Source organism: Shewanella sp. 3_MG-2023 (assembly GCF_030548765.1).
Taxonomy (GTDB): Bacteria; Pseudomonadota; Gammaproteobacteria; order Enterobacterales; family Shewanellaceae; genus Shewanella.
The window spans coordinates 68,122-93,203 of the sequence record NZ_JAUOSH010000005.1; the positions used below are offsets into that span (position 1 = coordinate 68,122).

17 protein-coding genes and 1 riboswitch are annotated in these 25,082 nt (G+C 43.1%); of the genes, 11 read left to right on the plus strand and 6 right to left on the minus strand.

The window, feature by feature from the left end; translation table 11 throughout:
• Positions 1 to 59: 59 nt before the first annotated feature.
• From Q4591_RS04260 to Q4591_RS04270, 3 genes are all read right to left on the minus strand, one after another.
• Positions 60 to 2,024: an alkyl/aryl-sulfatase gene (locus Q4591_RS04260; RefSeq protein ID WP_102475339.1), complete on the minus strand. Its 1,965-nt coding sequence runs from the start codon at positions 2,022 to 2,024 to the stop codon at positions 60 to 62.
• Between the two features lie 198 nt (positions 2,025 to 2,222).
• Entirely contained in the window at positions 2,223 to 4,313 is a 2,091-nt protein-coding gene (gene fusA, locus Q4591_RS04265) for an elongation factor G (RefSeq protein WP_102436739.1), read from the minus strand.
• Between the two features lie 422 nt (positions 4,314 to 4,735).
• Complete coding sequence (locus Q4591_RS04270; protein WP_102475340.1) at positions 4,736 to 9,292, minus strand: biotin carboxylase N-terminal domain-containing protein; 4,557 nt, start codon at positions 9,290 to 9,292, stop codon at positions 4,736 to 4,738.
• Positions 9,293 to 9,416: 124 nt separating this feature from the next.
• Here Q4591_RS04270 and Q4591_RS04275 point away from each other — a divergent pair, with 124 nt between their 5' ends.
• The 11 genes from Q4591_RS04275 to Q4591_RS04325 all read left to right on the plus strand — a co-directional run bounded on the left by Q4591_RS04275 (position 9,417) and on the right by Q4591_RS04325 (position 21,143).
• Positions 9,417 to 10,328, plus strand: coding sequence for a LysR family transcriptional regulator (locus Q4591_RS04275; protein WP_102436735.1), 912 nt, complete (start codon positions 9,417 to 9,419; stop codon positions 10,326 to 10,328).
• Between the two features lie 56 nt (positions 10,329 to 10,384).
• Positions 10,385 to 11,578, plus strand: a complete 1,194-nt coding sequence (locus tag Q4591_RS04280) for a hypothetical protein (RefSeq protein WP_102436733.1) — start codon at positions 10,385 to 10,387, stop codon at positions 11,576 to 11,578.
• 94 nt (positions 11,579 to 11,672) lie between these two features.
• Positions 11,673 to 12,248 (plus strand): SprT family zinc-dependent metalloprotease, encoded by a 576-nt coding sequence (locus tag Q4591_RS04285; protein WP_303459566.1) that lies wholly within the window; start codon positions 11,673 to 11,675, stop codon positions 12,246 to 12,248.
• A 220-nt stretch (positions 12,249 to 12,468) separates the two neighbouring features.
• A complete protein-coding gene (locus tag Q4591_RS04290) occupies positions 12,469 to 13,179 on the plus strand; it encodes an endonuclease (RefSeq protein ID WP_241901138.1) in 711 nt (236 codons plus the stop codon).
• Positions 13,180 to 13,191: 12 nt separating this feature from the next.
• Positions 13,192 to 13,938, plus strand: coding sequence for a 16S rRNA (uracil(1498)-N(3))-methyltransferase (gene rsmE / locus Q4591_RS04295; protein WP_102475341.1), 747 nt, complete (start codon positions 13,192 to 13,194; stop codon positions 13,936 to 13,938).
• A 37-nt stretch (positions 13,939 to 13,975) separates the two neighbouring features.
• Positions 13,976 to 14,929 carry a glutathione synthase gene (gene gshB / locus Q4591_RS04300; RefSeq protein ID WP_102436726.1) on the plus strand — a complete coding sequence of 318 codons (954 nt, stop codon included), beginning with the start codon at positions 13,976 to 13,978 and terminating at the stop codon, positions 14,927 to 14,929.
• A 65-nt stretch (positions 14,930 to 14,994) separates the two neighbouring features.
• Positions 14,995 to 16,476 carry an alkaline phosphatase gene (locus Q4591_RS04305; protein WP_303459569.1) on the plus strand — a complete coding sequence of 494 codons (1,482 nt, stop codon included), beginning with the start codon at positions 14,995 to 14,997 and terminating at the stop codon, positions 16,474 to 16,476.
• Positions 16,477 to 16,574: 98 nt separating this feature from the next.
• Positions 16,575 to 17,609, plus strand: a complete 1,035-nt coding sequence (locus Q4591_RS04310; RefSeq protein ID WP_303459572.1) for a methyltransferase — start codon at positions 16,575 to 16,577, stop codon at positions 17,607 to 17,609.
• A gap of 193 nt (positions 17,610 to 17,802) precedes the next feature.
• Positions 17,803 to 19,470 (plus strand): DUF342 domain-containing protein, encoded by a 1,668-nt coding sequence (locus tag Q4591_RS04315; RefSeq protein ID WP_102475343.1) that lies wholly within the window; start codon positions 17,803 to 17,805, stop codon positions 19,468 to 19,470.
• Between the two features lie 101 nt (positions 19,471 to 19,571).
• The gene (locus tag Q4591_RS04320; protein WP_102436720.1) at positions 19,572 to 19,949 is read left to right on the plus strand and encodes a DUF4144 family protein; all 378 of its coding nucleotides are present in this window, start codon (positions 19,572 to 19,574) and stop codon (positions 19,947 to 19,949) included.
• Between the two features lie 63 nt (positions 19,950 to 20,012).
• Positions 20,013 to 21,143 (plus strand): site-2 protease family protein, encoded by a 1,131-nt coding sequence (locus Q4591_RS04325; protein ID WP_102436718.1) that lies wholly within the window; start codon positions 20,013 to 20,015, stop codon positions 21,141 to 21,143.
• A gap of 137 nt (positions 21,144 to 21,280) precedes the next feature.
• Here Q4591_RS04325 and Q4591_RS04330 read toward each other — a convergent pair whose 3' ends face one another.
• The 3 genes from Q4591_RS04330 to Q4591_RS04340 form a co-directional block, all read right to left on the minus strand.
• Positions 21,281 to 22,429, minus strand: coding sequence for a succinylglutamate desuccinylase/aspartoacylase family protein (locus Q4591_RS04330; protein ID WP_303459574.1), 1,149 nt, complete (start codon positions 22,427 to 22,429; stop codon positions 21,281 to 21,283).
• Between the two features lie 17 nt (positions 22,430 to 22,446).
• Entirely contained in the window at positions 22,447 to 23,796 is a 1,350-nt protein-coding gene (gene lysC, locus Q4591_RS04335; RefSeq protein WP_102436714.1) for a lysine-sensitive aspartokinase 3, read from the minus strand.
• Between the two features lie 248 nt (positions 23,797 to 24,044).
• A riboswitch (Lysine riboswitch) is annotated at positions 24,045 to 24,221 on the minus strand.
• Positions 24,222 to 24,638: 417 nt separating this feature from the next.
• Positions 24,639 to 25,076: a DUF3293 domain-containing protein gene (locus Q4591_RS04340; RefSeq protein ID WP_102436771.1), complete on the minus strand. Its 438-nt coding sequence runs from the start codon at positions 25,074 to 25,076 to the stop codon at positions 24,639 to 24,641.
• Positions 25,077 to 25,082 lie beyond the last annotated feature (6 nt).

A 25,082-nucleotide genomic window follows, 5' to 3' on the forward strand; every position in this document is an offset into this window, starting at 1 on the left:
TGGCATTTTAGTTTGTCGCTAACATGACAACATTAGCTAAGGCTCAAAGTCTAAAGCCTTTACGGCGTCACAATATTAAACCAGAAGTTATATTCATCAAGCATGCCTAAAAACGCAGTGAATAAGCTTTCATCGCCACTAATTTTTACATCGCCTTTTTTAATGGCCTCATCAAAGGTTATCTCTTTTAGCTGGATGCTATTCATGGTTTCCATGCTCATAACTAAGCCGACATCCGGGTCTTCAACTTGATTTGAGCTGTGGTGTAATACCGCATTCTCAACTGTTAAGCTGTAACCCTTTTTAAGATCAGTGAAATCAATATTGATATCAAACTGTTTACCCGCCGCTTTGGCAGAATCCAATCTTACCGCTAAATAATCAAACAGCAATTCAGGTGTCATCGCGCGAATAGTATCAGGTGTTGCGGTTTGAGTTCCCCCTGCCGACGGAATACCATTTCGCAGCTCATAAGCACCTTGTAAATATACTGAACGCCAAGGCCCTGACTCAGCTTGATAACCTAATTGCTCAAAGGCATCGGCCAATAACTCTTTAGCCTCAGTAGATTGAGGGTTAGCAAAAACAGCATGTTTCATCACCTCAGCAACCCAGCGATATTCACCATCAGCGAAAGAGTTTTTGGCTTTTTTAACCACTTCAGCTTCGCCACCCATGTACTGCATATACTTTTTAGCAACCACTTCTGGCGGCAGATTATCAAGGTTAGATGGATTACCGTTATACCAGCCCATATAACGTTGGTACACTGCGCGGCTATTATGTTTCAGCGTACCGTAATAGCCTCTGGTAGCCCAGTTCTGCTCTAATTCAGGTGGCAGTGTGATCATTTCAGAAATCTCTTCGCCTGTGTAACCTTGGTTCATCAGTCTTACTGATTGGTCATGGGTGAATTTGTAGATATCACGCTGCTTTTTGAAATAAGGAATAATGTTGTCACTACCCCATAAAGGCCAATGATGACTTTGGAACTTAACTTTTGCTTCTTGGCCCCACAGGCTAATAGTCTCGTCAAGGAAACTGGCCCAAATCAGCGCATCTCGCACTTGCGCCCCACGAAGGGTTAAGATGTTATGCATGGTATTAGTCGTGTTTTCCGCCATCCACAAGGCTTTATATTGTGGAAACCAAGTGTTCATCTCAGCTGGTGCTTCAGTGCCGGGGGTTAACTGAAACTCCATTTCAACACCATCAATAGTTAATTTAGTCCCCGTCTGTTTGATTTCCTTATTAGGCACTAATAAACCCGCAAGCCCGGTCGATACTGTCATACCTAGACCGCCATTTACACCGCCCTGGGCATTTCTAGGCAGTAATGCGCCGTACATAAATACCGCACGGCGACCCATGGCATTACCGGCAATGACATTTTCTGACACCGCATGCTCAGTGAAATGCTCCGGCGCTATCACCTGCACTTTACCGCTGGCGACATCTTCAGCTGTGGCTAAGCCGGTTGCACCGCCATAATGGTCAATATGGCTATGACTATAAACAATCGCCACCACTGGACGCTCTCCAATATGCTTATTAATTAAGTCTAATGAGGCTTTAGCTGTTTCAGGGGAGATTAATGGGTCAAATACAATCCAGCCCTTGTCGCCTTTAATGAAAGTGATGTTACTTAAGTCAAATCCACGTACTTGGTAAATATTATCAGTCACTTCAAATAAACCATGATGAAGTACCAATTGGCTATTACGCCATAAACTGGGGTTGACCGTATCTGGGGAGGCTTTGTCATCACTAATATAAGTTTTGTATTGCTCTAAATCCCATACCACATTGCCATTGGCATCTTTAATGGTCACCACATCAGGCTTAGCAATAAAACCCCGTTTAGCATTGTCAAAATCTTGCTTGTCGTTAAAGGGAAGCGCCTTTAGCACTGCGGCATTGGCTTTTTGAGTATGTTCAGTAGCAGGTTTAGATTGAGTAGCGGCGACACTATTAAAACACACCGCGACAGAAAAAGCCGCGGCAAGCAGATAAAGCGGTTTCATATAAGCTCCTTTTAAACACGATTAAATACTTAATTCGTTATCCTAGGAGTAAAGTTAGCTGCTTATTTAACCAAGCGCTAGCGCTATTAGTTTTATATTTATTAATAATTTTTATTTTTTATCCTCAAATTTAAAGCATAAAAAAACCGCTGTAAGCATTAGCTTGCAGCGGTTTTTATTAAAGCTTAAACGCTAGAATTACTTCTTAGCAGCAGCTTCACGTTCTTTAACGTCAGCAATTACTTTTTCAGCAACACTGTTAGGACATGGGTTGTAGTGAGCGAATTCCATAGAGAATTGGCCACGACCTGATGTCATAGTACGTAGTGAACCGATGTAACCGAACATTTCTGATAACGGTACGTCAGCTTTAATACGAACGCCAGTAACACCAGCCATTTGGTCTTTAATCATGCCACGACGACGGTTAAGGTCACCAATAACATCACCAACGTTGTCATCTGGGCTGAATACGTCAACGTTCATGATAGGCTCAAGAAGTTGTGCGCCAGCTTTAGGCATAGATTGACGGAATGCGCCTTTAGCAGCGATTTCGAACGCGATAGCTGACGAATCAACTGCGTGGAAAGCACCATCTGTAAGTTCTAGTTCAACGTCTAACACAGGGAAACCAGCAACAGTACCGGTATTCATCATGCTAGCAAAGCCCTTCTCAACTGCAGGCCAGAATTCCTTAGGAACGTTACCACCAACAACTGAAGACTTGAAAGTAAAGCCAGTATTTTGCTCGCCAGGACGGATAACATAGTCAATTTTACCAAACTGACCAGAACCACCAGACTGTTTCTTATGCGTGTAGCTATCTTCTGTAACCTTAGTGATAGTTTCACGGTAAGCAACTTGAGGTTCACCAACGATTAAGTCAACACCGTAAGTACGCTTAAGGATGTCTACTTTAATGTCTAAGTGAAGCTCACCCATACCTTTAAGGATGGTTTCACCTGAGTCTTCGTCAGTTTCTACGCGGAAAGATGGATCTTCTGCAATCATTTTACCGATAGCGATACCCATTTTCTCACTGCCGCCTTTATCTTTTGGCGCTACAGCGATAGAGATAACTGGCTCTGGGAATACCATTGCTTCAAGAGTACAAGGATGTTTAACATCACATAAAGTGTGACCAGTTTGAACATTCTTCATACCAACGATAGCGATAATGTCACCAGCTTGCGCTGAATCTAATTCGTTACGCTCATCAGCTTGCATTTCAACCATACGACCAACACGCTCAGTTTTACCTGTAAACGAGTTAAGGATGGTGTCACCTTTGTTGATCTTACCAGAGTAGATACGTACGAAGGTTAGTGCACCAAAACGGTCATCCATGATTTTGAATGCTAACGCTTTGAATGGCTCGTCAACTGAAACTAAAGCGTGTTCGCCAGTTTCGTTACCTTCTTCATCAGTAAGAGGTTGTGGGTCAACTTCAACTGGGTTAGGTAGGTAGTCAACAACAGCATCAAGAAGAAGCTGCATACCTTTGTTCTTGAACGCAGAACCACAGTATGTAGGGAAGAATGACATATCACGGGTACCCTGACGGATACAACGCTTGATTTCTTCCATAGATGGCTCTTCGCCTTCCATGTAAGCTTCCATTAGGTCATCGTCTTGCTCTACAGCAGTTTCGATTAGCATTTCACGGTATTCTTCTACCATGTCTACCATGTCAGCTGGAACGTCTTCGATTTTGTAGTTCTCAGCTTCGCCAGTTTCGTCCCATACCCAAGCTTTACGAGTTAGTAGGTCAACAACACCACTAAACTCATCTTCGATACCAATAGGAAGAACCATAACTAGTGGGTTAGCAGCTAGAACATCTTTAGTTTGCTTAACAACACGTAAGAAATCAGCACCCATACGGTCTAATTTGTTTACGAAGATGATACGAGCAACTTCTGATTCGTTAGCATAACGCCAGTTAGTTTCTGACTGAGGCTCAACACCACCAGATCCACAGAATACACCAACACCGCCATCAAGCACTTTTAGTGAACGATAAACTTCAACAGTGAAGTCAACGTGACCAGGAGTGTCAATAACGTTAAAACGGTGGTCATTCCAGAAACAGCTTACTGCTGCTGACTGAATAGTAATACCGCGCTCAGCTTCCTGTTCCATGAAGTCAGTAGTAGATTCACCATCATGAACTTCACCGATCTTATGGATCTTACCGGTTAGCTTTAGGATACGCTCGGTGGTCGTGGTTTTACCCGCGTCAACGTGAGCGAAGATACCAATGTTTCTGTATTTGGATAATTCGGTCATGATTCAACTTTAATGATTAGTTAAGAGGTAGACGGAGCGTGTAAAAACTTAGACACACCGCACATCAGGTTATTTAAGGCGCATATTGTAAGTTGGAACCTGCAATAGCGCAAATAGGACTTGCAATTTTTATCGCATTTTACGTAAATAAATTCGATAAAAATACACATTTCTTATATAAAACAGAGAAATAAAACTTATCGTTTATTTTTCGAACAATAGTGTTTTTTTACTTCTAAGCTGTTTAAATTGACCTTAGGTTACTACAACAAGGTTAATATTGACTTAATAGCCTTCATTTAGGTGAATTTAAGTTGTTCTTCGTCGACTGATGCAAAAGTATTTAATTCGCTGTCGGACATAAAAAAATCCCTAAAAAAGCTTTAGGGATTTTTGTGTCATCAAGCAATCAAGCGTTAAGCTTATTCGCCATCAAGGGGCAAAATCACAAACAGTAAGTCACCTTGAGAAACTTGCTGACCATTACCGTTTAGAATGCGCTCAATGCGATACTTTTTATCTTCAGGGTACAGCACTGCATTTTGACGGTTAAAGCCGGCTAAGCTTACTTGAGAGAACATCTTCATCGCTTCAGTTAGCGCTAATGTTTGCTCTACTGTGACTATGTCACCTTCTTTAACAAAGTCAGGCTCACCCGGTGCTGGTGAGGTATAGAAAATACCAGCGCCTTGGGCTAACACTTTAAGCTCGTTACTTTCAGCAACCCGTAAAGACTCGGTATCTAAACCAACAGTTTCGGCCGCCGCTTCCATTTCAGCAATCAAGGCAGGTACATCTAACTCAGCCATCAAGCGTGGTAGATAGTTAGTATCGTAAACACCTTGATTGAAGGTCGCATCCTTAAGGATAAGCTTCAATAATGGAATGTTAGTGGCAATACCTTTGATGTAAGCTTCATCTAAGTAAGCAGACATCTTAGTGATCACATCTTCACGAGACTCACCGCGAATAATAATTTGCGCGATTAAGCTGTCGTAATATGGCGATACTTCTTTACCCGTTTCAGCAATTGAGATGATTTCAACATCGTCTCTTTCAGGCATGAAGCACTCACTGATCTTGCCAGGGTTTGGCAACAACTGCAGTACACCATCACTATCAAGGGCTGCTTTTTCAGCAGTAATACGCACTTCCATGGCGTAACCTTGTTCAACTGGCTCTAGATCTTCAATTGAGCGACCCGCAGCAATATCAAACTGGGCACTAACAATATCGATTCCTGAGGTTGCTTCAGTCACTGGATGCTCAACTTGCAGACGGGTATTCATTTCCATGAAGTACACTTCGTTAGCATCAAGGTTGTAGATAAACTCAACCGTACCCGCACCCATGTAATCAGTGGCGTCACCTAATGCACGAGTGTATTCAAGTACCCGTTGCTTAAGCTCTTCAGGCAACATGGTTGAACCCGATTCTTCAATCACTTTTTGGTTATTACGTTGCACTGAACAGTCACGAATACCCAACACTTTGGTGTTACCAAACTTATCACGCAGTAACTGAACTTCGATATGACGCAATGAGGTGACGTATTTCTCAAGGTAAAGGTCACCGTTACCAAATGCTGCAGCCGCTTCAGTTGAAGTCTTTTGGAACAAACCAATCATGTCCTCAGCTTTAGTTACCACTTGGATGCCTTTACCACCACCACCTTGTACCGCTTTAAGCAATACAGGGTAACCAATTTCAAGCGCTACGTTTACCGCTTGCTCGGCGTTGGTCAAAATACCGTGGCTACCCGGCACAACAGGCACGTTTTGGCCTTGTGAGGTTTTAATCGCGTTTGATTTGTTACCCATAGTCGTCATCGAATGCACGCTTGGGCCAACAAAGTTTACGCCATTGTTAACACATAAAGCAGCAAATTGCGGGCTTTCTGACAAGAAGCCAATACCAGGGTGAAGCGCATCAACGTTTTCGTAATCTGCCACTTTCAGGACAGAGTAGGCATTTAAGTAACTCTCATCAGAGGTGTTACCACCAATACAAACCAGCTTATCGTTCACTTTAAGCATGTCTGCAGGCACTGAGGTCATATCAGGATCTGATGCCACCAAAACAACATTAATTTTGTTGTCATGGGCTTTACGGATCAACTTAACCGCAGTACAACCACGTGCATGGATAAGCACTTTATCAATCGGCTTCATTAACGCACGAGGATCGTCTTGAACAATCTTCTCTTCAATGGCTTTAACTTCAGGCACTAAGGTTGATACCGCTTTAGCAATGATCTCTTGGGCATGCAATGTTGGCAGTGGCATTAACGGATCAATACTTGATAATTGGCTATCAAGAGTATCGGTGAATGGGTTATGCACTAAGCCCGTCATCGCACCCGGTACTTTAGATAAGTAGTTAGATAGCGTTGCTGTTGATGGCAAGTATGCAGGCACCACCATTTGACCAGCAAATGGCATATTAGTGCCTGATAGGTAATAAGTTTGCACTAACGGATGGGTCACAAAACTTGCCTGTGCGCCACCGGTACAATCACCAAAACCAAACATCAATACCGGTAATTCATTATCACGTACAAAACGGGTGATACGGTCATTAACCACAGCCATTGAGAATAGTGCCGCTGCACCTTCTTTGGTTTGCATACCACCAGAACTGATAAAACAAACCACTGGCAATTTACGCTTAGCACATTCAATTAATAGCGCGCTGAACTTCTCAGCACTGGCCATATCAAACGCACCAGCCTGGAAGGCAATGTTTGATACCGCAACACCGACACGCAGTGTTTGACCGTTATTATCAAAGTCAGCTAAACCGGTAATTAAACCACATGGGCGAATGCCTTTGTCTAATGCATCTTCAATAGATAAACGGAAACCTGGGAAGTTGAGCAAGTTGGCAGACATCTTATCGCCATTAAGCTCTTCAAATTCGGTGAAGAACTTACCAATAATATTTTCCCAACCCATTTTCCCTTGGCGCTTTTCATCACGAAGGACTTTTTGGATCAGTAGATCTTGGTAGCCCATGGTGAGGCGGTTCCAGAAATCTTTACGACGACCAATACGCACAGGGTTGATAGCACCTGTGTACTTAGATTGATCTTCTTCACTGTCGAAATACTCTGGCAATAAACGCTCAAAGAAGTAGGTTAAGATAACAAATAAACTGTCGTTTAATTGCGGGAAACCGACACTCTTCCATTGCTCTACACGGGTTAACAGTTCTGCACGGTTAGATTGCGCCATGAAGAATTTAAGCCATTTATAGAACTTGCTCTTATCGTTGGCTTCATCATTATTTGATAACGCAGTATCGATGGCGTTATGCAATAACTTATCAACTGATTCACGTGACAAGCTCTTAGACATCATCGCTTCTTTGGAAATCGACGCTAAGTTAACCACCACATTGTCATATAGTGCATTAAAGATTAATACGTTATGACATTGCCAAATGAAGTCTTCACGCAACTCATCATTGACCACAATATCAAGTACAGTCAGTTGATTCAGCTCAGGCCAAGGCGCTTGAGTAGTAGATGATGGCAATGATTCAAGGTGCTTAATTAAGCCTTTGAAGTTGTTAGCTGAGTTACCTTTCCAGCGATGATACAAAGACCAGCCGATGTTAAAGAGCAATGCCTTACGGGCTTTCTTATAGTTCTCTTTCGGCTCACCTAATATGAAACGAGTGATCACGTTACGTTCAGCTGAAATCTCGCTACGTTTGGCATCAAAAGTGCCCCAAAGCTTATTCAACTCTTCGTCGTAAACTAATTTATCAGGCGTCGCTAACCAAGATTGAAATACACTGTCTTGCTCTTGCTGAATACGCGCCAGTAAATCACCTTCAGGTACACTCACTTTCGACAAACGGCCATACTGTTCAACCGAAATTGAATGAATACGACTGCGCACAGTGAGATAACGCAAATAACGATAGGCACTACCAAACACATTGTGGTGCATGGTTGGACTGTTCGCCACAGCTAAGCCTTGGTTATTTTCTAAGGCTGAAAGGTTTTTAGAGGGGTCTAAATAGCGCGCTAAACTACGATCATAATGCTCTCGTAAATCGTCAGATTCACGTACAAAAGTGATGGCTGCATTTTCTACCGCTTCAATACCACTGATAATCGCGCGGCGCAGGTTATGCTGACGCTCGTCTTTATCATAAGGAGAAAAATCAACTATACCGTCAATACAACCAGCAGAAAGCAACTCTTCTGGTGATACCCCCACAGACTTAGCACATTCTTGCCATGACAAGTTGTACTTGCGGGCAATGCTTTGTAAGCCTTGCGGTTGAATAGTGTTAAAAATACCGTCACGTAATGACAATAAGATGTTTGCCGCCGCTAATGGAATCGCGCCACCAGAGTAACCTGCGCCGATCACGATACCGACAGTTGGGACGTCAACATTGGCACTTTCTGCAATGGCTTTTGAAATGGTATGGGCTTGGTTTTGGCTGTTAGCCACTTCCCCCGCATCGGCGCCAGGAGTATCAATTAAGTAAACGATTGGCATTGATAACTCAGCAAAGTGACGGATCGCTTTACATGCAGCTAAATGATGCTCAGGCATCCACGCACCGTTTGCCGAGGTTCTTTCTTGGGCGATAAAACCAATGCGGCGAGTACGTGAACCGAAATTTAATTCAATTTCAGCACTGTAAAAAGAACCTAAGTGAAACTCAGTGATCAACTTACCTTTTAGATCAGCGATAACACGTTTTGCACTTGGGCGGTTTTTATCTAAAGTCGGTTGAATAACTTTAGCCACATAACTATCGACATCTAAGGTCGACAGTTCTTTTAAATTTGCTTGGATCGCATCTTCAGATAACAATCCTTTGATTTCTTCAGCTAAAGTTTGCTTACTGTGAGCTGGAAATAATGAAAAATCTTTAGCTAAATGCTCCGCTTTAAGAAAGAGCGGGTCAGCCGATTGTGCCGATGTCTTGTGTACGGGCTGCTTTTTGCTAGTCATCCTTAGATCCTCTGCTTATATAGCCTCTAAAATTTTTAGTCGGTAAATATAACTTTGTTCCCTGTACAATTACCATTAAACTATTGGGGACGCTTTGTTCCATTTTTGAGACAGTGAGGCTAAGGTGCCTGATTTAAACGGTATGATGCTGTTTGCAGCAGTAGTTAGAGCAAAAGGTTTCTCCCAAGCGGCCAGAGATATTGGCCAGCCAAAATCAACCATAAGTCGTAAAGTCGCTCAGCTAGAAGAGCAACTTGGTGTACGCTTGCTGCAACGTGATACCCGTAATTTAAGTCTGACTCAAATTGGTGCTTTGTTTTATCAACATTGTGATTCTATCCGCCAAGAAATTGAAGCCGCCAAAGCCATTATCGAAAATACCCATAGCGATATCTCCGGTTCATTGCGGATTGCCATTCCGGTGTCATTCTCTCAAGACGTCATTGCCACCCTTTGCAGTAGCTTCATGCGCCTTTATCCCAACATCGAGCTCGACGTTCAATTCACCGACAGTAATGTTGGCTTAGTCGGCGAAGGTTATGATATTGCCATAAAATATGGCCCATTAGAATCTTCTGACTTAGTGGCGCGGTTATTGTTTGAACGCCAACCTATATTAGTTGCAAGCCCTGGATATCTCAAAAAATCAGGCACACCAGCAACCCCTCAAGAGCTGGCCCAGCACAGTGGCATATTATTAGGCACCAGCATGTCGGCGCCTATTTGGCCGGTAGGTAAAGGCAATCGCAAAACCATGGCCACCTTTAAACGCAAGGTCAGGGTCAATAGTGCCAGTATGGTCAAACGCCTCGCTCAAGATGATTTTGGTATCGCCATGCTATCCAATAATAGCTGTAAGCAAGAACTGGCAGCAGGCAGTTTAGTGCCATTACTGCAAGAGTGGCCTATGGAACCCTTCAAAGTGTACGGGGTGTATTCAAGTAGACGGCAATTAGCCAGTAATATTAGCGCCTTTTTAGATTTTTTCGCGAAACGATATGGTAGCCAAGAGTCATTACAATCAATAATGAATTAGTGCTAAAGCCGTGTTAAATTAAACTCATAAAAATAAAACATCCTAAAGGAATAGTCATGTTCAAGCCCTTGTTTGCCCCCTTATTTAACCGTACTGCTTTGGCAGCTTTTACTGCCTTATTGCTAACTTCAGCCCCTACTGTTGCCCAAGGCTTCAGCATACAACGAGACGTTGAAGAGTTACGTTTACCCACAGCCCTGAGCTCAATGCCTGCCGTGGTTAATCAATATGAACACTTTAATAGCAGCTTAGGTAACAAGCTGGTTAACTCAACTGATGAGCTGGTCATTACCCAAATGGTCGCAGCCCAAGGCACCCAACTATGGCAGCAAGCGGTAGCCGATGTTCAGTCAGGCAAACACGATGATCGCGGCCTATATTGGAGTCGCCTTGCTATGCGAGAGACCTTAAAAACCGCCCATGCGGGTTATAATATTGTCCCTTGGCAGCGTGACATCTTGATTAAAGCGTTTGAGAAGTCTTCAAGAGGCTTAAGCGACATTCAGTTTTTACCCGAAAGCCAAATTAAAATTCTCGTCACAGGTTTTGACCCATTCTTTTTAGATAAGCATATTGATCAAAGTAACCCATCAGGATTAACAGCCTTGGCTTTAGATGGCGTCACTTTTAATGTTAATGGCAAACAAGCTCAAATCGAAACTGTGATGATCCCGGTGCGTTTTGCCGACTTTGATAACGGCATGATCGAATCACTATTAACGCCTATGTATCGTGATAATAGTGTTGATATGATTTTTACTGTCAGTATGGGGCGTGATAATTTTGATTTAGAGCGCTTCCCCGCAAGAGGTCGCAGCGCAGCAGCACCTGACAATTTGAACGTTTATACTGGTGCAAATAAAACCACCCCAATGGCTCCACTTTTTAATGGCGGTAACTTAAACGGTCCCGAGTTTGTGGAGTTTTCACTGCCTGTCTCTGCCATGAAGCAAGCCCAAGGTGACTGGAGCATCAATGACAATCATCAAGTGACCAGCATTAGCAGAGGTCAATTTGATGCTAAGTCAATTTACGAACTGGCTAACGAGCAATCGGTAGAAGGCTCTGGCGGCGGTTATTTATCTAATGAGATTTCATATCGCAGCATTTTATTAAAGCAACAATTTAACCGTACTTTACCGGTTGGCCATATTCATACTCCCAGAGTCGCAGGTTTTGATGCAGAAATGGAATGGAAAATGGTGCAGCAAATCCGCGAAATGGTAAAACTTGCTGCGGGTTCGCTTTAGCATTAGTTTTATGCCCTGCTGATAATGCTATTATAGCCTTATCAGCAGGCGATTTCGCCTACAGCAACTTACAACTCTTTACGATTAGCTTATTATGTTCAAATCTATTTTCGCACGCCGAACATCAACCCCCATAGCAAATACCTGTACTAAACATCTTGCTTCAGAGGCTCGTATTCCATTACCGAAAACCGAAGCCCAACAGCAAGTATTATTGAAAATAGAATCCGACTATCAATTGGCCGAGCAGCAACTGCAGCGAAAATTTCCCCGTCCGAGCATTCTATTTAGCTTAAGAGGCAAAAGCGCTGGCACTGCGCATCTACAATTGAATAAACTGCGCTTTAACCCAGTGTTACTAGAAGAGAATGTCGATGCATTTGTAACCCAAGTGGTGCCCCATGAAGTTAGTCATTTATTGTGCTTTCAACTGTTTGGCAAAGTGAAGCCCCACGGTAAAGAGTGGCAACAGTTAATGAACGGCATTTATCAAATACCTGCAGACACCACCCATCAATTGGACACTAAATCCGTTGCAGGTAAACAGTTTCAGTATCATTGTCAGTGCGGCCCGGTCATGCTCAGTATTCGCCGCCACAACAAAGTCACTCGCAATCAAACTCAATACCGTTGTATCCGCTGTTCACAGGTAATAACAGCCAAAACATAGCCGTAAATAATTTTACTTTATCCTAATATTTATCATTCACTTATAGTGATATTTGCCATTGTTAGCATTGAAATAACACAATTGATTGCATCCCCAGTTTCAATCCCTTACCATCCTTCGCAAATATCAGGCTATACCACCCGTATAACGCCTGTGCCGTATATAAAAATCAGGGTCTTTTGTGCAACAGTATTTAAAACATATTTTACAGCCTCTGTGGCTGTTAGTGCTTTTCACCGCTATCATTTTAACGTCATCAAATTTACACGCAGCTGAACACCCGAAAAGTTTTCGAAGTGCTAAAAAAATTGCTCAGCAGATTTATAGTAGCTCGCTCCCCATGAGCAGTTTTTATTGTGGCTGCGACATTAAGGTGGTCGGTAAGCAGTGGAAACCCGATTTAGAAAGCTGTGGTTATCAGGTTAGGAAACAAATCCCTAGAGCTAACAGAATTGAATGGGAACATGTAGTTTCTGCTTGGGAGTTTGGCCATCAGGAACAATGCTGGCAAGATGGTGGCAGAAAAAATTGCGGCAGAGTTAGCCCAGAATTTAAGAAAATGGAAGCCGACTTACACAACCTCACTCCAACCGTGGGTGAAGTCAACGGCGACAGAAGCAATTACCGTTTTAGTCAGTGGAATGCAAAGTCTACCCTATATGGCCAATGTGATATGGTAGTCGACTTTAAGGGCCGAAAGGTGCAACCACCTGAGCAAAGCCGCGGCGCTATTGCCAGAACCTATTTTTACATGCAAGACACTTATGGGTTGTCGATTTCATCTAGCCAACAACGCTTGTTTGAAGTTTGGAACAGCTATTACCCTGTCAACGAAACAGAATGCCTGCGGGATCGTTTAATTGCAGAAAAACAGGGTAACCATAATAAAATTGTCTTAAAACAATGCCAAACCCTCAGCCTCATTGATTAAGGATTGTTATTTATGCGAGTTCCAAGAATTTATCAGCCCGTCAATGAGCTAGCGCTCAACCAACAAGTAAAGCTTGATGAAGACGGTGCAGCCCACATTGGCCGAGTGCTGCGTATGACACAAGGTGAGCAAATCAGTTTATTCAGCGGTGATGGTTATGACTATTTAGCCAATATCATCAGCGCCAATAAAAAGAATGTCACTGTGGAAATCATTACAAAAACGGCAAATGATTCAGAGTCACCGTTAGATTTACATTTAGGCCAGGTTATTTCTCGTGGTGACCGCATGGACTTTACTATTCAAAAGTCTGTTGAATTGGGTGTCAGCACCATAACCCCGCTATTTTCAGATCGCTGTGGAGTCAAACTTAATGGCGAACGGCTCGATAAAAAAATCGCTCAATGGCAAAAAATTGTCATTAGTGCTTGCGAGCAATCAGGGCGAAGTGTGGTCCCTGTTGTGCGCCCAGCCATGACCTTAAGTCAGTGGTGCGCTGAGCAAACCGATGCGCTAAAGTTGAACCTACACCCAAGAGCGGCACATGGTATTAATGGTCTGTCATTGGATGAGAGTAAAGATAGCCATAAAGTTCGTTTGCTAATTGGTCCTGAAGGCGGTTTATCAGAAGAAGAGATCGCCATGACAGAAACCCAACAATTTACCGATGTATTGCTCGGTCCAAGAGTATTACGAACAGAAACCGCTTCGCTAACGGCTATCACCGCCTTGCAACTTAGGTTTGGTGATATTGGTTAATCAATGATGCATGCATTGAGAATATAAGGATAAAAGTATGATTAAGCTCGGCATAGTAATGGATCCAATTAGTGAGATTAACATTAAAAAAGATTCTAGTTTCGCCATGTTAATGGCAGCGCAAGCTCGCGGTTATCAGTTGTTTTATATGGAAATGAATGATCTTGCTATGGTTAATGGCGAGGCTACTGCCACCATGCGTTCATTGACTGTTGCAGCAAATTCTGAAAAATGGTTTGAATTAGGCGACAGTATTGATACGCCACTGGCTGACCTTGATGTCATCTTAATGCGTAAAGACCCACCATTTGATACTGAGTTTATCTATGCAACTTATATGCTTGAGCGCGCTGAAGAGCAAGGTACACTGATCGTTAATAAGCCACAAAGTTTACGTGATGCCAATGAAAAGCTGTTTACTGCGTGGTTCTCAGAATTCACCCCAGAAACCATAGTCACCAGAGATGAGCAACGCATACGCGCTTTCCATAAAGCCAAAGGCGATATCATTTTAAAACCACTTGATGGTATGGGTGGCAGTTCAATTTTCCGCGTTAAGAAAGATGATCCTAACTTAGGCGTTATTATTGAAACCTTAACCAATGAAGGTCAGCAATACGCCATGGCACAAGCCTTTATTCCAGATATTACTTCTGGTGATAAGCGCATTTTAGTGGTCGATGGCCAGCCAGTGCCCTTCTCACTGGCACGCATTCCACAAAAAGGCGAAACCCGTGGCAATTTAGCCGCTGGCGGCCGTGGTGTGGCGCAGCCGTTATCGGAATCTGATTGGCATATTGCTAACACTATCGGACCTGAGCTTAAAAAGCGTGGGCTTATCTTTGTTGGTCTTGACGTGATTGGCGACAAGCTAACTGAAATTAACGTCACCAGCCCAACTTGTATCAAAGAAATTGAAGCCGCATTTGATGTGGATATTACTGGGATGTTGATGGACTCAATTGAAGCGCGTATCAATAAAAAAGCATAAATCAAAAGGATAGCAGCAGTGGAGATCATTGCTGCTGATATTGTCGAACACATTTGGGACTACACATGCATTTAAGACGTACGCTAGGCTTACTGCTTAGCTTAACCCTGTGGTTTTCTAATACCACTGTTGCCAATGAACTTATCGCTGAAGCCGCCATTAATACTGATACTGCTAGCCAAACTCAAGCTGAAGCTGCTGTTACTTCCGAAGCCATTTTGGAAAAAGCAGCAATTGAACAGGTTGTAATTGATGACCCCGTAATCGTCGCGCCAATTACAGCACTAAAAAGCACTAACAAAGCTTCAACTACAGCAGCTAAACCTAAAAACATGGTCATCATGGTGGGAGATGGCATGGGCCCAGCTTACACCAGCGCCTACCGCTACTTTAAAGACAACCCCAATACCCAAGAAATCGAGCAAACCGTATTCGATCGGCTGTTAGTGGGCATGGCAAGTACCTACCCTGCTCGCAGTAGCGGTTATGTGACTGACTCTGCCGCCTCGGCAACCGCGTTAGCCACAGGATTTAAAACCTATAATGGCGCGATTTCAGTCGATGAAAATAAACGCCCACTGACCACCATTATGGAACTTGCCAAAGCGGCAGGCTTATCCACGGGTGTCGCGGTATCAAGTCAGGTGAACCACGCTACTCCTGCGGCGTTTTTAACGCACAATGAGCACCGCAAAAACTATAAAGCCATCGCACAATCATATTTAAACACCGATGCTGATGTCATTTTAGGCGGCGGCCAACAGTATTTTTCAGCTGAACTGTTGCTGCAATTTAAAGACAAAGGCTATCAACACATTACCGAGTTTGAGCAACTTGATAGTATCACTGAGCCAAAAGTACTGGGTTTATTTGCCCCAGTGCAACTGCCATGGGTCATTGATGATAAGCAAGGCCATAAACTTAGCAGCTTAACGAAAAAGGCCTTAGAGCTATTAGCTCAAAACGACCAAGGCTTTGTGTTACTGGTTGAAGGCAGCCTGATAGATTGGGCTGGACATGATAATGATATCGCCTCAGTGATGGGCGAAATGGATGAATTTGCCAATGCCATTGAAGTGGTTGAGCAATTTGTTCGTCAACGTAAAGACACCTTGATGGTGGTTACCGCCGATCACAACACCGGCGGACTTTCTATTGGTACTAATGGTGAGTATGAGTGGCAGCCACAACTCATTCACGCCATCAATGCCTCACCAACGAATATTGCTCAGCAGTTAATTGCTACTGATGACTGGCAAACTAAGTTTAATCAACTGATTGGCTTTGACGCCAGCCAAGAAGAATTGACTCAATTAAGTAACGCCCGTATGCAGGGTGAAAAGCAGCTTACTGCCACTATATTAACAATCATTGATGCCCGCACTAATACCGGCTGGACCACACTGGGTCACACTGGATTAGACGTGCAGGTTTTTGCCGCAGGTCCAGGAGAAAGACTGTTCAGTGGCCATCAAAACAACACTGATATTGCCACTAAGATGATGAGTTTATTACCCCAAAGCCAAACTGTTATTATCAGTAATTAATTACTGATGAAGAAAGCTTAAAGGGTGACAATTTTGTCACCCTTTTTATTGCCGGTATTTGCTATAATCGACAGATTATTTTTTCAAAGGTTAATCTCGTGCTTACTAACGCTTCTCAAGTCATTTTAAGAAATGCTGAATTCATTGAAAACCAAGATGTTTTAATTCTAAATCATGAAGCTGATACCTTGGCGGCTGAGTTGCTTAACAGCGCTGCATCTGTGACGAGCTTAGCATTAGACTTTAACCATTATTTATTATTGCCGCAAAAACAACAAAAAGGCTTAAGCAGTCACTTTGGTCATCAGCTGCCAACTACCGATGCAGAAAAACGCTTTGATGTCGCTATTATCTATTTCCCAAAAGCTAAGCCCCTAGCGCCTTATTTATTTAACCTCGCCGCCAAGCATTTAAAGCAGGGCGGACACCTAATTGTCGTAGGCGAAAATAAAGGTGGGGTTAAATCGTTAGCAAAGTTACTACCTGAGTATTTCTCAACCCCAAGTAAGCGCGATAATGCCCGCCATTGTTTATTATTTGTCAGTGAGTTAATCGCCCAAGCACCTGTATTTGACCTTAATAATTGGGTCAGCCAATACTCATTATCAACCCCTCAAGGGGAGATCACCATTTGTAATCTTGTGGGCGTGTTTAGCGAAAAGCGTCTCGATCAAGGTACAGAATTATTGCTATCGCATTTGCCGACATTAGAAAAACGCGTATTGGACTTTGGCTGTGGTGCTGGGGTTATTAGCGCGGCCTTACTAAAAGCAAACCCAAGTTTATCCGTTGAGTGTATTGATATTAATGCCATGGCTTTAAAAGCCTGTGAACTCACCCTTGCCGCAAATGGCATGCAAGCAAAAGTGTATCCCTCTGATGGCTTTAACCAAATTAGCGGTCAATTTAATGGCATCATTGCTAACCCACCATTTCATGATGGCTTAGCCGCAACCACCCAAATTGCCAAAGACTTTGTTAAATCAAGTGCATCAAGCCTTGCCAAAGACGGCGTCTGGCAAATTGTCGCTAACCGAAACTTGCCGTATGCCGACACCATAGCCGCTGAATTTGGCCAAGTAAATGTGCCAGCAGAAAACAATAAATATAAATTATATCAATTTAATAAATAACAAAAATGGCTCCACGGCTATGGAGTTCACAAATTATTTGATTTAGTTATAAAACAACCAATTACTGACTAGTTTTTATCCCTAAAAAACGCTACATTTTGTTAGCTAATAATAAACGTCATCTAAGGCGTATCGTTCTACCCATTGGGCAGCCTAATAAGCTCAAATGTAGAACGTAAAAATAAGGGATTTTATGCTAGCATCAGATTTAGCGGTTTTTAATGTTGATCAAACTCAAGTTGAGCTTCGCGTTACGCCTAGCCGTCACGGCCCCATCACTGAAGATGATATAACCCAGTTACTTAATCAGCCTGAATTTGCCATGCTGCGGCCCTTAGAGCAAAACATTGCTAAGGCGACCGCTGAAGTAAATAGTCACTGCAGTGTCGATAGCGGTAAACACGAATTATTTTTTATTATTGCTGAGCGCCTTGATGGTAAAGTCATCATCGAGATCAGCGAAGATAAAATGTCAGCCTCAATGAGCTTGGTGTCTGCCTATGGCGGCCAAGACCCAACACTGCCAACCATTTTAAATGCGCTTAAATTCCATAAGGTTAAAATGGGCTTAAGCAAACCCAACATCCTATCGCTACTACAACAATTAGACACCTTACCGCCAGGTGAGCAATGTCGCTCGCTGATCGCCCACGGTAAACAGCCCCAAAATGGCACCAATGCCAGCCTAGCAAGGCAAGTGCCATTAGCCCGCGAGCGCTTATTGCAACCCCAAGAGCGAGAAGATGGATCGGTGGATATGCGCGATTTGGGCGCCATGATCATGGTAAAACCAAACGATGTATTAATGATTAAAACCCCTGCTACAGATGGTGTTGCAGGTTATAACGTCAATGATGATGTTTTGCCGCAAATCCCCGGCAAAGACATGATTATGCAGCCAGGTAATGGCACTCAACTGGCCGTCAATGATCCTAACTTATTAATTGCGACAGTTTCAGGTCAGCCAGTTGAAACCCGCCTTGGCATGCAAGTGGATGATGTACTACAAATTAAAGACGTTGATGTCAATTTTGGCCATGTGAACTTTGAAGGCAGCGTGTTAATTAGCGGTGATGTCCATGAAGGCATGCAAGTGAAAAGTAGCGGCGATATTACCGTCATGGGGTTTGTGGACTCAGCAACACTGGATGCCAAAGGCGATATCATTGTCAGTAAAGGCATCATTGGTCGCCAAATTAAAGAGCATCAACTTAGCACCACAATTAATGCCCAAGGACAAATTTGCGCACAATTCGTGCAATACTCAAGCCTTAATGCTGACAATGATATCTTAGTGACCAAGCAATTACTTCATAGTCACGCATGTTCAAACGGTGTCATCACAGTGAGTGATCCTAGCGGCAGACGAGGCGATCTGGTTGGTGGCAAGGCGAGCGCTAGCAAAGGCATTCATGCGGTGGCAATTGGCGCTACAGCAGGCACTAAAACCGCATTATTTTGCGCCATGGATCAAGCTCAAATTCGCGCAGAAGTCAAAACTACCCATGATAAAATCAAACAGCTTGTCATTGCAGGCCTTGATATTGAAGCTAGATTACGCAAGCTGCCACCTAAAAGCGAATGGCAAACCGATGCAGGCATGATAGAGCAAGTAAAAATGATGCTGGATGAAAAGAAACAACTCGCCAGCAATCGTGCGCAGTTAGAAGCGCAGTTCAAGCAATTACAGCAAGATGCCGATGGCTACTATAATAAGCATTTTATTCAGGCCAAAAAGCATATCTTTACCAACGTTAAAATTAATATTGGCCCGTCTAAAAATACAACCCAACGGGAGCACGGCCCTTGCCTCGTCATGAATAAGCAAAATGAAATTAGTTTTGATTATGGCAACCGATAGTTGCACTATGTAACGGGTACATACTTCAAGCGGCAATAGTGTGGCCTTAAATCATTGAGTTTATCAATGGTTACTCAGTGTCACCGCCTACAGGTTTTATCATGCAAAGTATTTGTTGGCCCGCAGTCATCAAGCAGCAAAGCTGTGACGAGCTTATTTATCTAGCTAGTGATAGAGACTGGCTAGAGTTTTGCTGCTTAACTCCTCATATTGCAGGTACCTGCGATAAGTTACTCGACAGTGAAGGCAATACTTTCGATATTTCCATCAACTCAGCAACAGATACCAGCCAACCTATAACCGTAGCCGCATTGCCTCAATTAGCATTAAGCACTCAGGCTATCGACTTAATGACTTTCATTCATTATGTACGCCAACATGCCCAGCTAAATGGTCATTGCTGCAGCGCAAAGCTTATTTTCAGTACTATTAGACAAGGAATTGAAACGGTTGAATTTCTTGAGTCTGAATTTTCTTGAGTCAGCCTCACGACTCAGGCAAAATGCTGTTCCACATTTTATCCCGTAATACGAGTATCAAGCATGGAACTGTTAAACATAGAATGCCTAGGAAAACGCCTACGATTAGAGGGCTCCATGGCTGGCTGGCAACAGCTCTATTGGGATAATCAACTGGTTTCGCAAAAGTCGGCTTCTGCTGATAATCAAAGCTTTACTATCCACGAATTTGAGTTGTCTAGACCGAGTTCACTAGCAGAACCCAGTCATGATGATGTCATCACCCAAACCAACCGCCAAGTCATGAAAGTGCGCTTAGAGTCTGATGTGCAGTGGCAACCATTTATCATCAACTATACGGTTTTGGTGGACAATAACACCATTGCCGATGGCCAGCGTAACAGCAAGGACATAGAACGACAAACCCCTGAAGTGGCCCCAGTTAAACAACAAAAATTCAGTTTTGTTGGCTTAGCCTCTCTAGGTTTTAAGTTACTTAAAAGCGCCAAAGTGATTAAAGCCATGCTCGCTGCAGCCAGTGTGGCGGCCTACTCTTGGCTATTTTCAATTGAGTTTGCATTAGCCTTGATTGCCTGTTTGGTTATCCATGAATATGGTCATATCAAAGCAATGAAACACTTTGGCATGAAAACCAAAGGGATTTATTTGATCCCATTTATGGGCGGCCTTGCTGTTAGTGACGAGCGTATTAATACCCGTTGGCAGAACGTGGTGATCTCTATTATGGGGCCGACTTTTGGCCTGTTTATGTCCATCGGCTGTATGCTGGCTTATTGGCTGACGGGTAATATCTTTTTTGCCGGACTGGCCAGCTTTAACGCCCTATTAAACCTCTTTAATTTATTGCCGATACTGCCTTTAGATGGTGGTCATATTTTAAAAAGTATCACCTTTTCGATGAATAGCATGGTGGGTCTAATCGCCTGTATCGCAGGCGCAGCCGCTGGGGTATTCATTAGCTACAGCCTTGGACTGGCATTACTGGGCTTCTTATTATTAATTGGCAGTCTTGAGATTGTATTTGAATGGAAAAGCCGTCATCAAAGTCATTTATTGCCCCTTGACCGTTATGGGCAAATCTTCTCGACCTTGTGGTACTTCATTACGGTTGGCTTACTGATTGCTATTATTTGGTATTTTGCTGCATCTGGCGATGAAATGCTGTCGATGCCATTAGAAATATTAAGAAGCTAGTCAAATAAATAGCAGTGCTTAACATCAACTAAGCTAGCAAGAACTAAGCCTGAGAGAACTAAGTCCGTAAAAACTAAGCCCGTAAGAACTAGCTACGGGCTTAACTTGCTGAAAAAAAATTAACTTATCTATTTAGCTTATGGAATTTCAAATACCTTAGTCATGACTTTATACAGCTCAGTGCCTTGATGGACTGAAGCTGAAGCAAAATGCAGCACTGGCACGCAATCTATCGGCAAACTCACCGAAGTGACGGCATTATCATTGCCGTACTGATCTAACCTTAATAAGGTCACTAAAGGCTCGCCAGCAGCTAACGGCTCACCAACCGCTGCGCAGTATTCCACTAAACCCGCTTTAGGGGCATGAAACTTTTTATAATCCTTTAAGTAACAGCCCCAGCGTTTCATGCTGGCAGGAGCAACATGCTCTTTGATCACTCCCCGATGGCTCAAATAGGCCAAAATACCTAGGGCATCATTTTTAGCATCTGCCATATCAATACGTTCTTGGCTTGCTAGCTCTAAGGTAAAAGCCGCCACAGGCACATCGAATATGCGCCCTTTTAACGCTGCATATTCAGTTAATTGCCACCATGGACAAAAAACCGCTTCATCCATGGCGCCGCCAAATTCATTGGGGATAATTAACGATAAGGGGATCGAGAAAAACGCGGCTGCGGCTGCATCATACTCAGGGCAATAAAGGTGCTTTGCAGATTTAGGCCCGGTATGTAAATCAAGCACGATATCAGCGCCATGGGCCATATGTTGTAATGTCACCGCTAAGCGATGCCCGGTACTAATACCCCAAGGGTTGGCTAAACGTTGCTGGCAATTATTGACTAAGGTTTGCCTAAAAGCACTAAACAAGTCCTTGTCGGCAAAGTGTTGATGCTCAGTGAACCAGCTCGCAATATCAAGTGACTGATCATAATACTCTCGGTTCCAATTCACCCCAGTGATAGGATCAAATCGCCCTAAGGTAAACTCGCCACTTTTTTGATTAATGCCTAAAGGGTTGGCTAATGGCACGCAGTGAATATCGCCTAATACAGTGTAGTCTTGCAGTAAAGTCATCAGCTGATGTATCACCGCATTACCCTGCACTTCAGCCCCATGAACATTGGCCTGAATATAAACACTGGGCGCGGCGTCATCTGAGCCTTTAAAGCTAAACAGTGGCGCCGTTAACGCTTGGCCTGTGGCAAGCTCTCCCACTTCAACCCGAGACATGGTGGCTGAATAATCGTTAGCCTGTTCTGTAATTGAATTCACTGATGTCATACCTGCCACGTTAGCAATTATTCAAATAAGTTTTGGTGCAGAGAGTTAACCACATCTGCGGCTTCAGATTCAGCGACGAGAACACATAAGTTATGTGGGCTAGCCCCTTGGCAAATCATGCGCACATTATGCTGTTCAAGTACCCCAAAAACTCGGCTGCAAATACCTGCTGTTGACGCTATTTGATTACCAATAATCGCCACTAAAGCTAATTTATCTTCCACTCTTACACGGCAATTTTGTGATAGTTCTTGCAGTAATGACTCGCTTAATAACCCCTGCCCGCTGGAGTCAGAACCGGTTTTATCAAGCGTTAGTGACACATTAACTTCTGAGGTGGTAATCAAATCAACTGAAATTTTATGCTTAGCAAGCGTGGCAAAGGTGTGCGCTAAAAAGCCCTGAGCATGGAGCATTTGTAAGCTATGCAGGTTTAATAAAGTTTGATCGCGTCTTAGAGCCACAGCTCGATAAACCGGGGCATCTTCTACTTGATGACGGATCCAAGTTCCACCTTGTTCAGGTGCTTTACTGGAACCAACAAACACCTGAATTTGTTGACGCACGGCCGGTAAAATCGTCGCAGGGTGTAATACTTTAGCGCCAAAGGTAGCCATCTCAGCCGCTTCATTAAAGCTAATTTCAGCGATAGGTCTCGCATTAGGCGCTAAACGTGGGTCAGTGGTATAAATTCCGGCCACATCAGTCCAAATCTCTACCGCATCTGCTTTTAAGGCTTCAGCTAATAACGCAGCTGAATAATCACTGCCGCCACGGCCTAAGGTGGTGGTGTTGCCTGCTTCATCAGCGCCAATAAAACCTTGAGTCACGATCACTTGCTGAGCCAATAACGGCTGTAAATGCTCCGCGCCTAGGAGCGCAATTTGCTCAATTTGCGGCTCAGCTTTACCAAAATGGCTATCGGTTCTTAATACTTGGCGCACATCAAATGAACTTGATGGCGTGCCTTTTTGGCGAATAACCGCAGAGAACAATAATGATGAACATTGCTCACCCATGGATAACAGCTCATCAATGATGGCTTTGCTTCTATCGAGCACTAACTTATCACTAAGCACTGCCATTCTGCTTAATAGCTTATCAATCGTAGCAGCTACATCTTGTGGACGCGCCAGCTTATCAACAATGTCATATTGAATTTTAGCAATTTGAGTGACTAAACTTAAGCGGCGTTGGTCGTTCACATTGGCTTGAGTTAACTCAACCAGTAAATTAGTGACACCGCTAGAAGCACTAACAACAACGACGCGGGTATTGGCATTGGCTAAAATAATGTCCGCACAGCGGTTCATGGCGTCAAAATCAGCAACTGAGGTGCCACCGAACTTAGCAACAACTAAACTCATGCTGATACCTCCACGACATTCGCAGACGAACTTTTACTAGACAAAGTTTTAGTAGACAAAGTTTTAGCAGACAAACTTTGACTAAACATACTTTCAGTAGACATGGACTGAGTAGACATAAACTGCGTACACAGTATTGGAACAACTTGAAATTTAATACGTAAAAACATGATTACACTCCGAACTTACTTCGTTCGAAGAGCCTGGTGCAGTGATAACGCACCCTTAAAGAAGGGAAACAGCAATCTTTCACCAGAAGCTCTCCACCAAAAAATAGGTGACAATCGCTAGGATTCAACCTAAACGACCGATACCGAATGCCAACCAAACATACCAGTACCTCGGCGCTAATCTCCCTCATAAGCTGTCATAGGAATTGGTTTTCCTCGAACTTACTACCTAGCTAACGCTCCTCTTCTGTTTCTTCCCACAGGAAGAGCATGAAAATACCAATAAATAACAACTCAAGTCAATTGGGATATGCCATAAAATCGTCAAATAACACAATACGTAAATAGAGACACTGAGCTCAAAATAGTATCATGTAAGCTGTTATTTATAATTTGAAACAAAAAAGTGATATAAAACAATAGTGATTAAAAAATAAAAAGTAATAACCTCAATGTAAATTCGAGGTTATTGAGTTAAAACCTTCAACTAAACTGCACAATTAAGCTTCAATATTAACAATCAAGTTTCAACAGTATATAAATAGCCATTGCCCTAATAAAAATATAAAAATAACAATAAAAAAAGGCACTTAACTAAGTACCTATAGAAGGAGTTACTGATATTAAACATCCTCGATAACTGATACAAATGTCACTTAATCGCCGATCATGTTATTCATCGTGCAAATCAGGTAATTCATTAACTAAAACCGTTCGTGGGCCAAACTCGCCAATTAACACTTCCTTGTCAGGTGCTTCACCACAGGCAAGTAATGACAACACCCCATTATCAACATAGTAAATAGCGAGCTGTTTAAACTCTCGGCCTAACGCTAACGCTTGGTCTTTTTCTATAAAGACTGCCCAACTTTTTTCCATATGAGATAAGTCTGGCGCCGCGCCAATTAAGCAACGATAGGGGCTATTAAATTGCTGAATTTTCCGTTGAAGTCGCCTATCTAACAAACGGTTTTGACACGGATTCAATTGGCTGCCTAAGGGATTATGGGCGGTGACAATGGCGAAGGGGACAGCGTAAGAAAGGCGCTGAGTAAGTAGAAATTGGGTCCCTTGATACTTAAACCAAAGGTTATCTATTGAATTATTCATCATTTA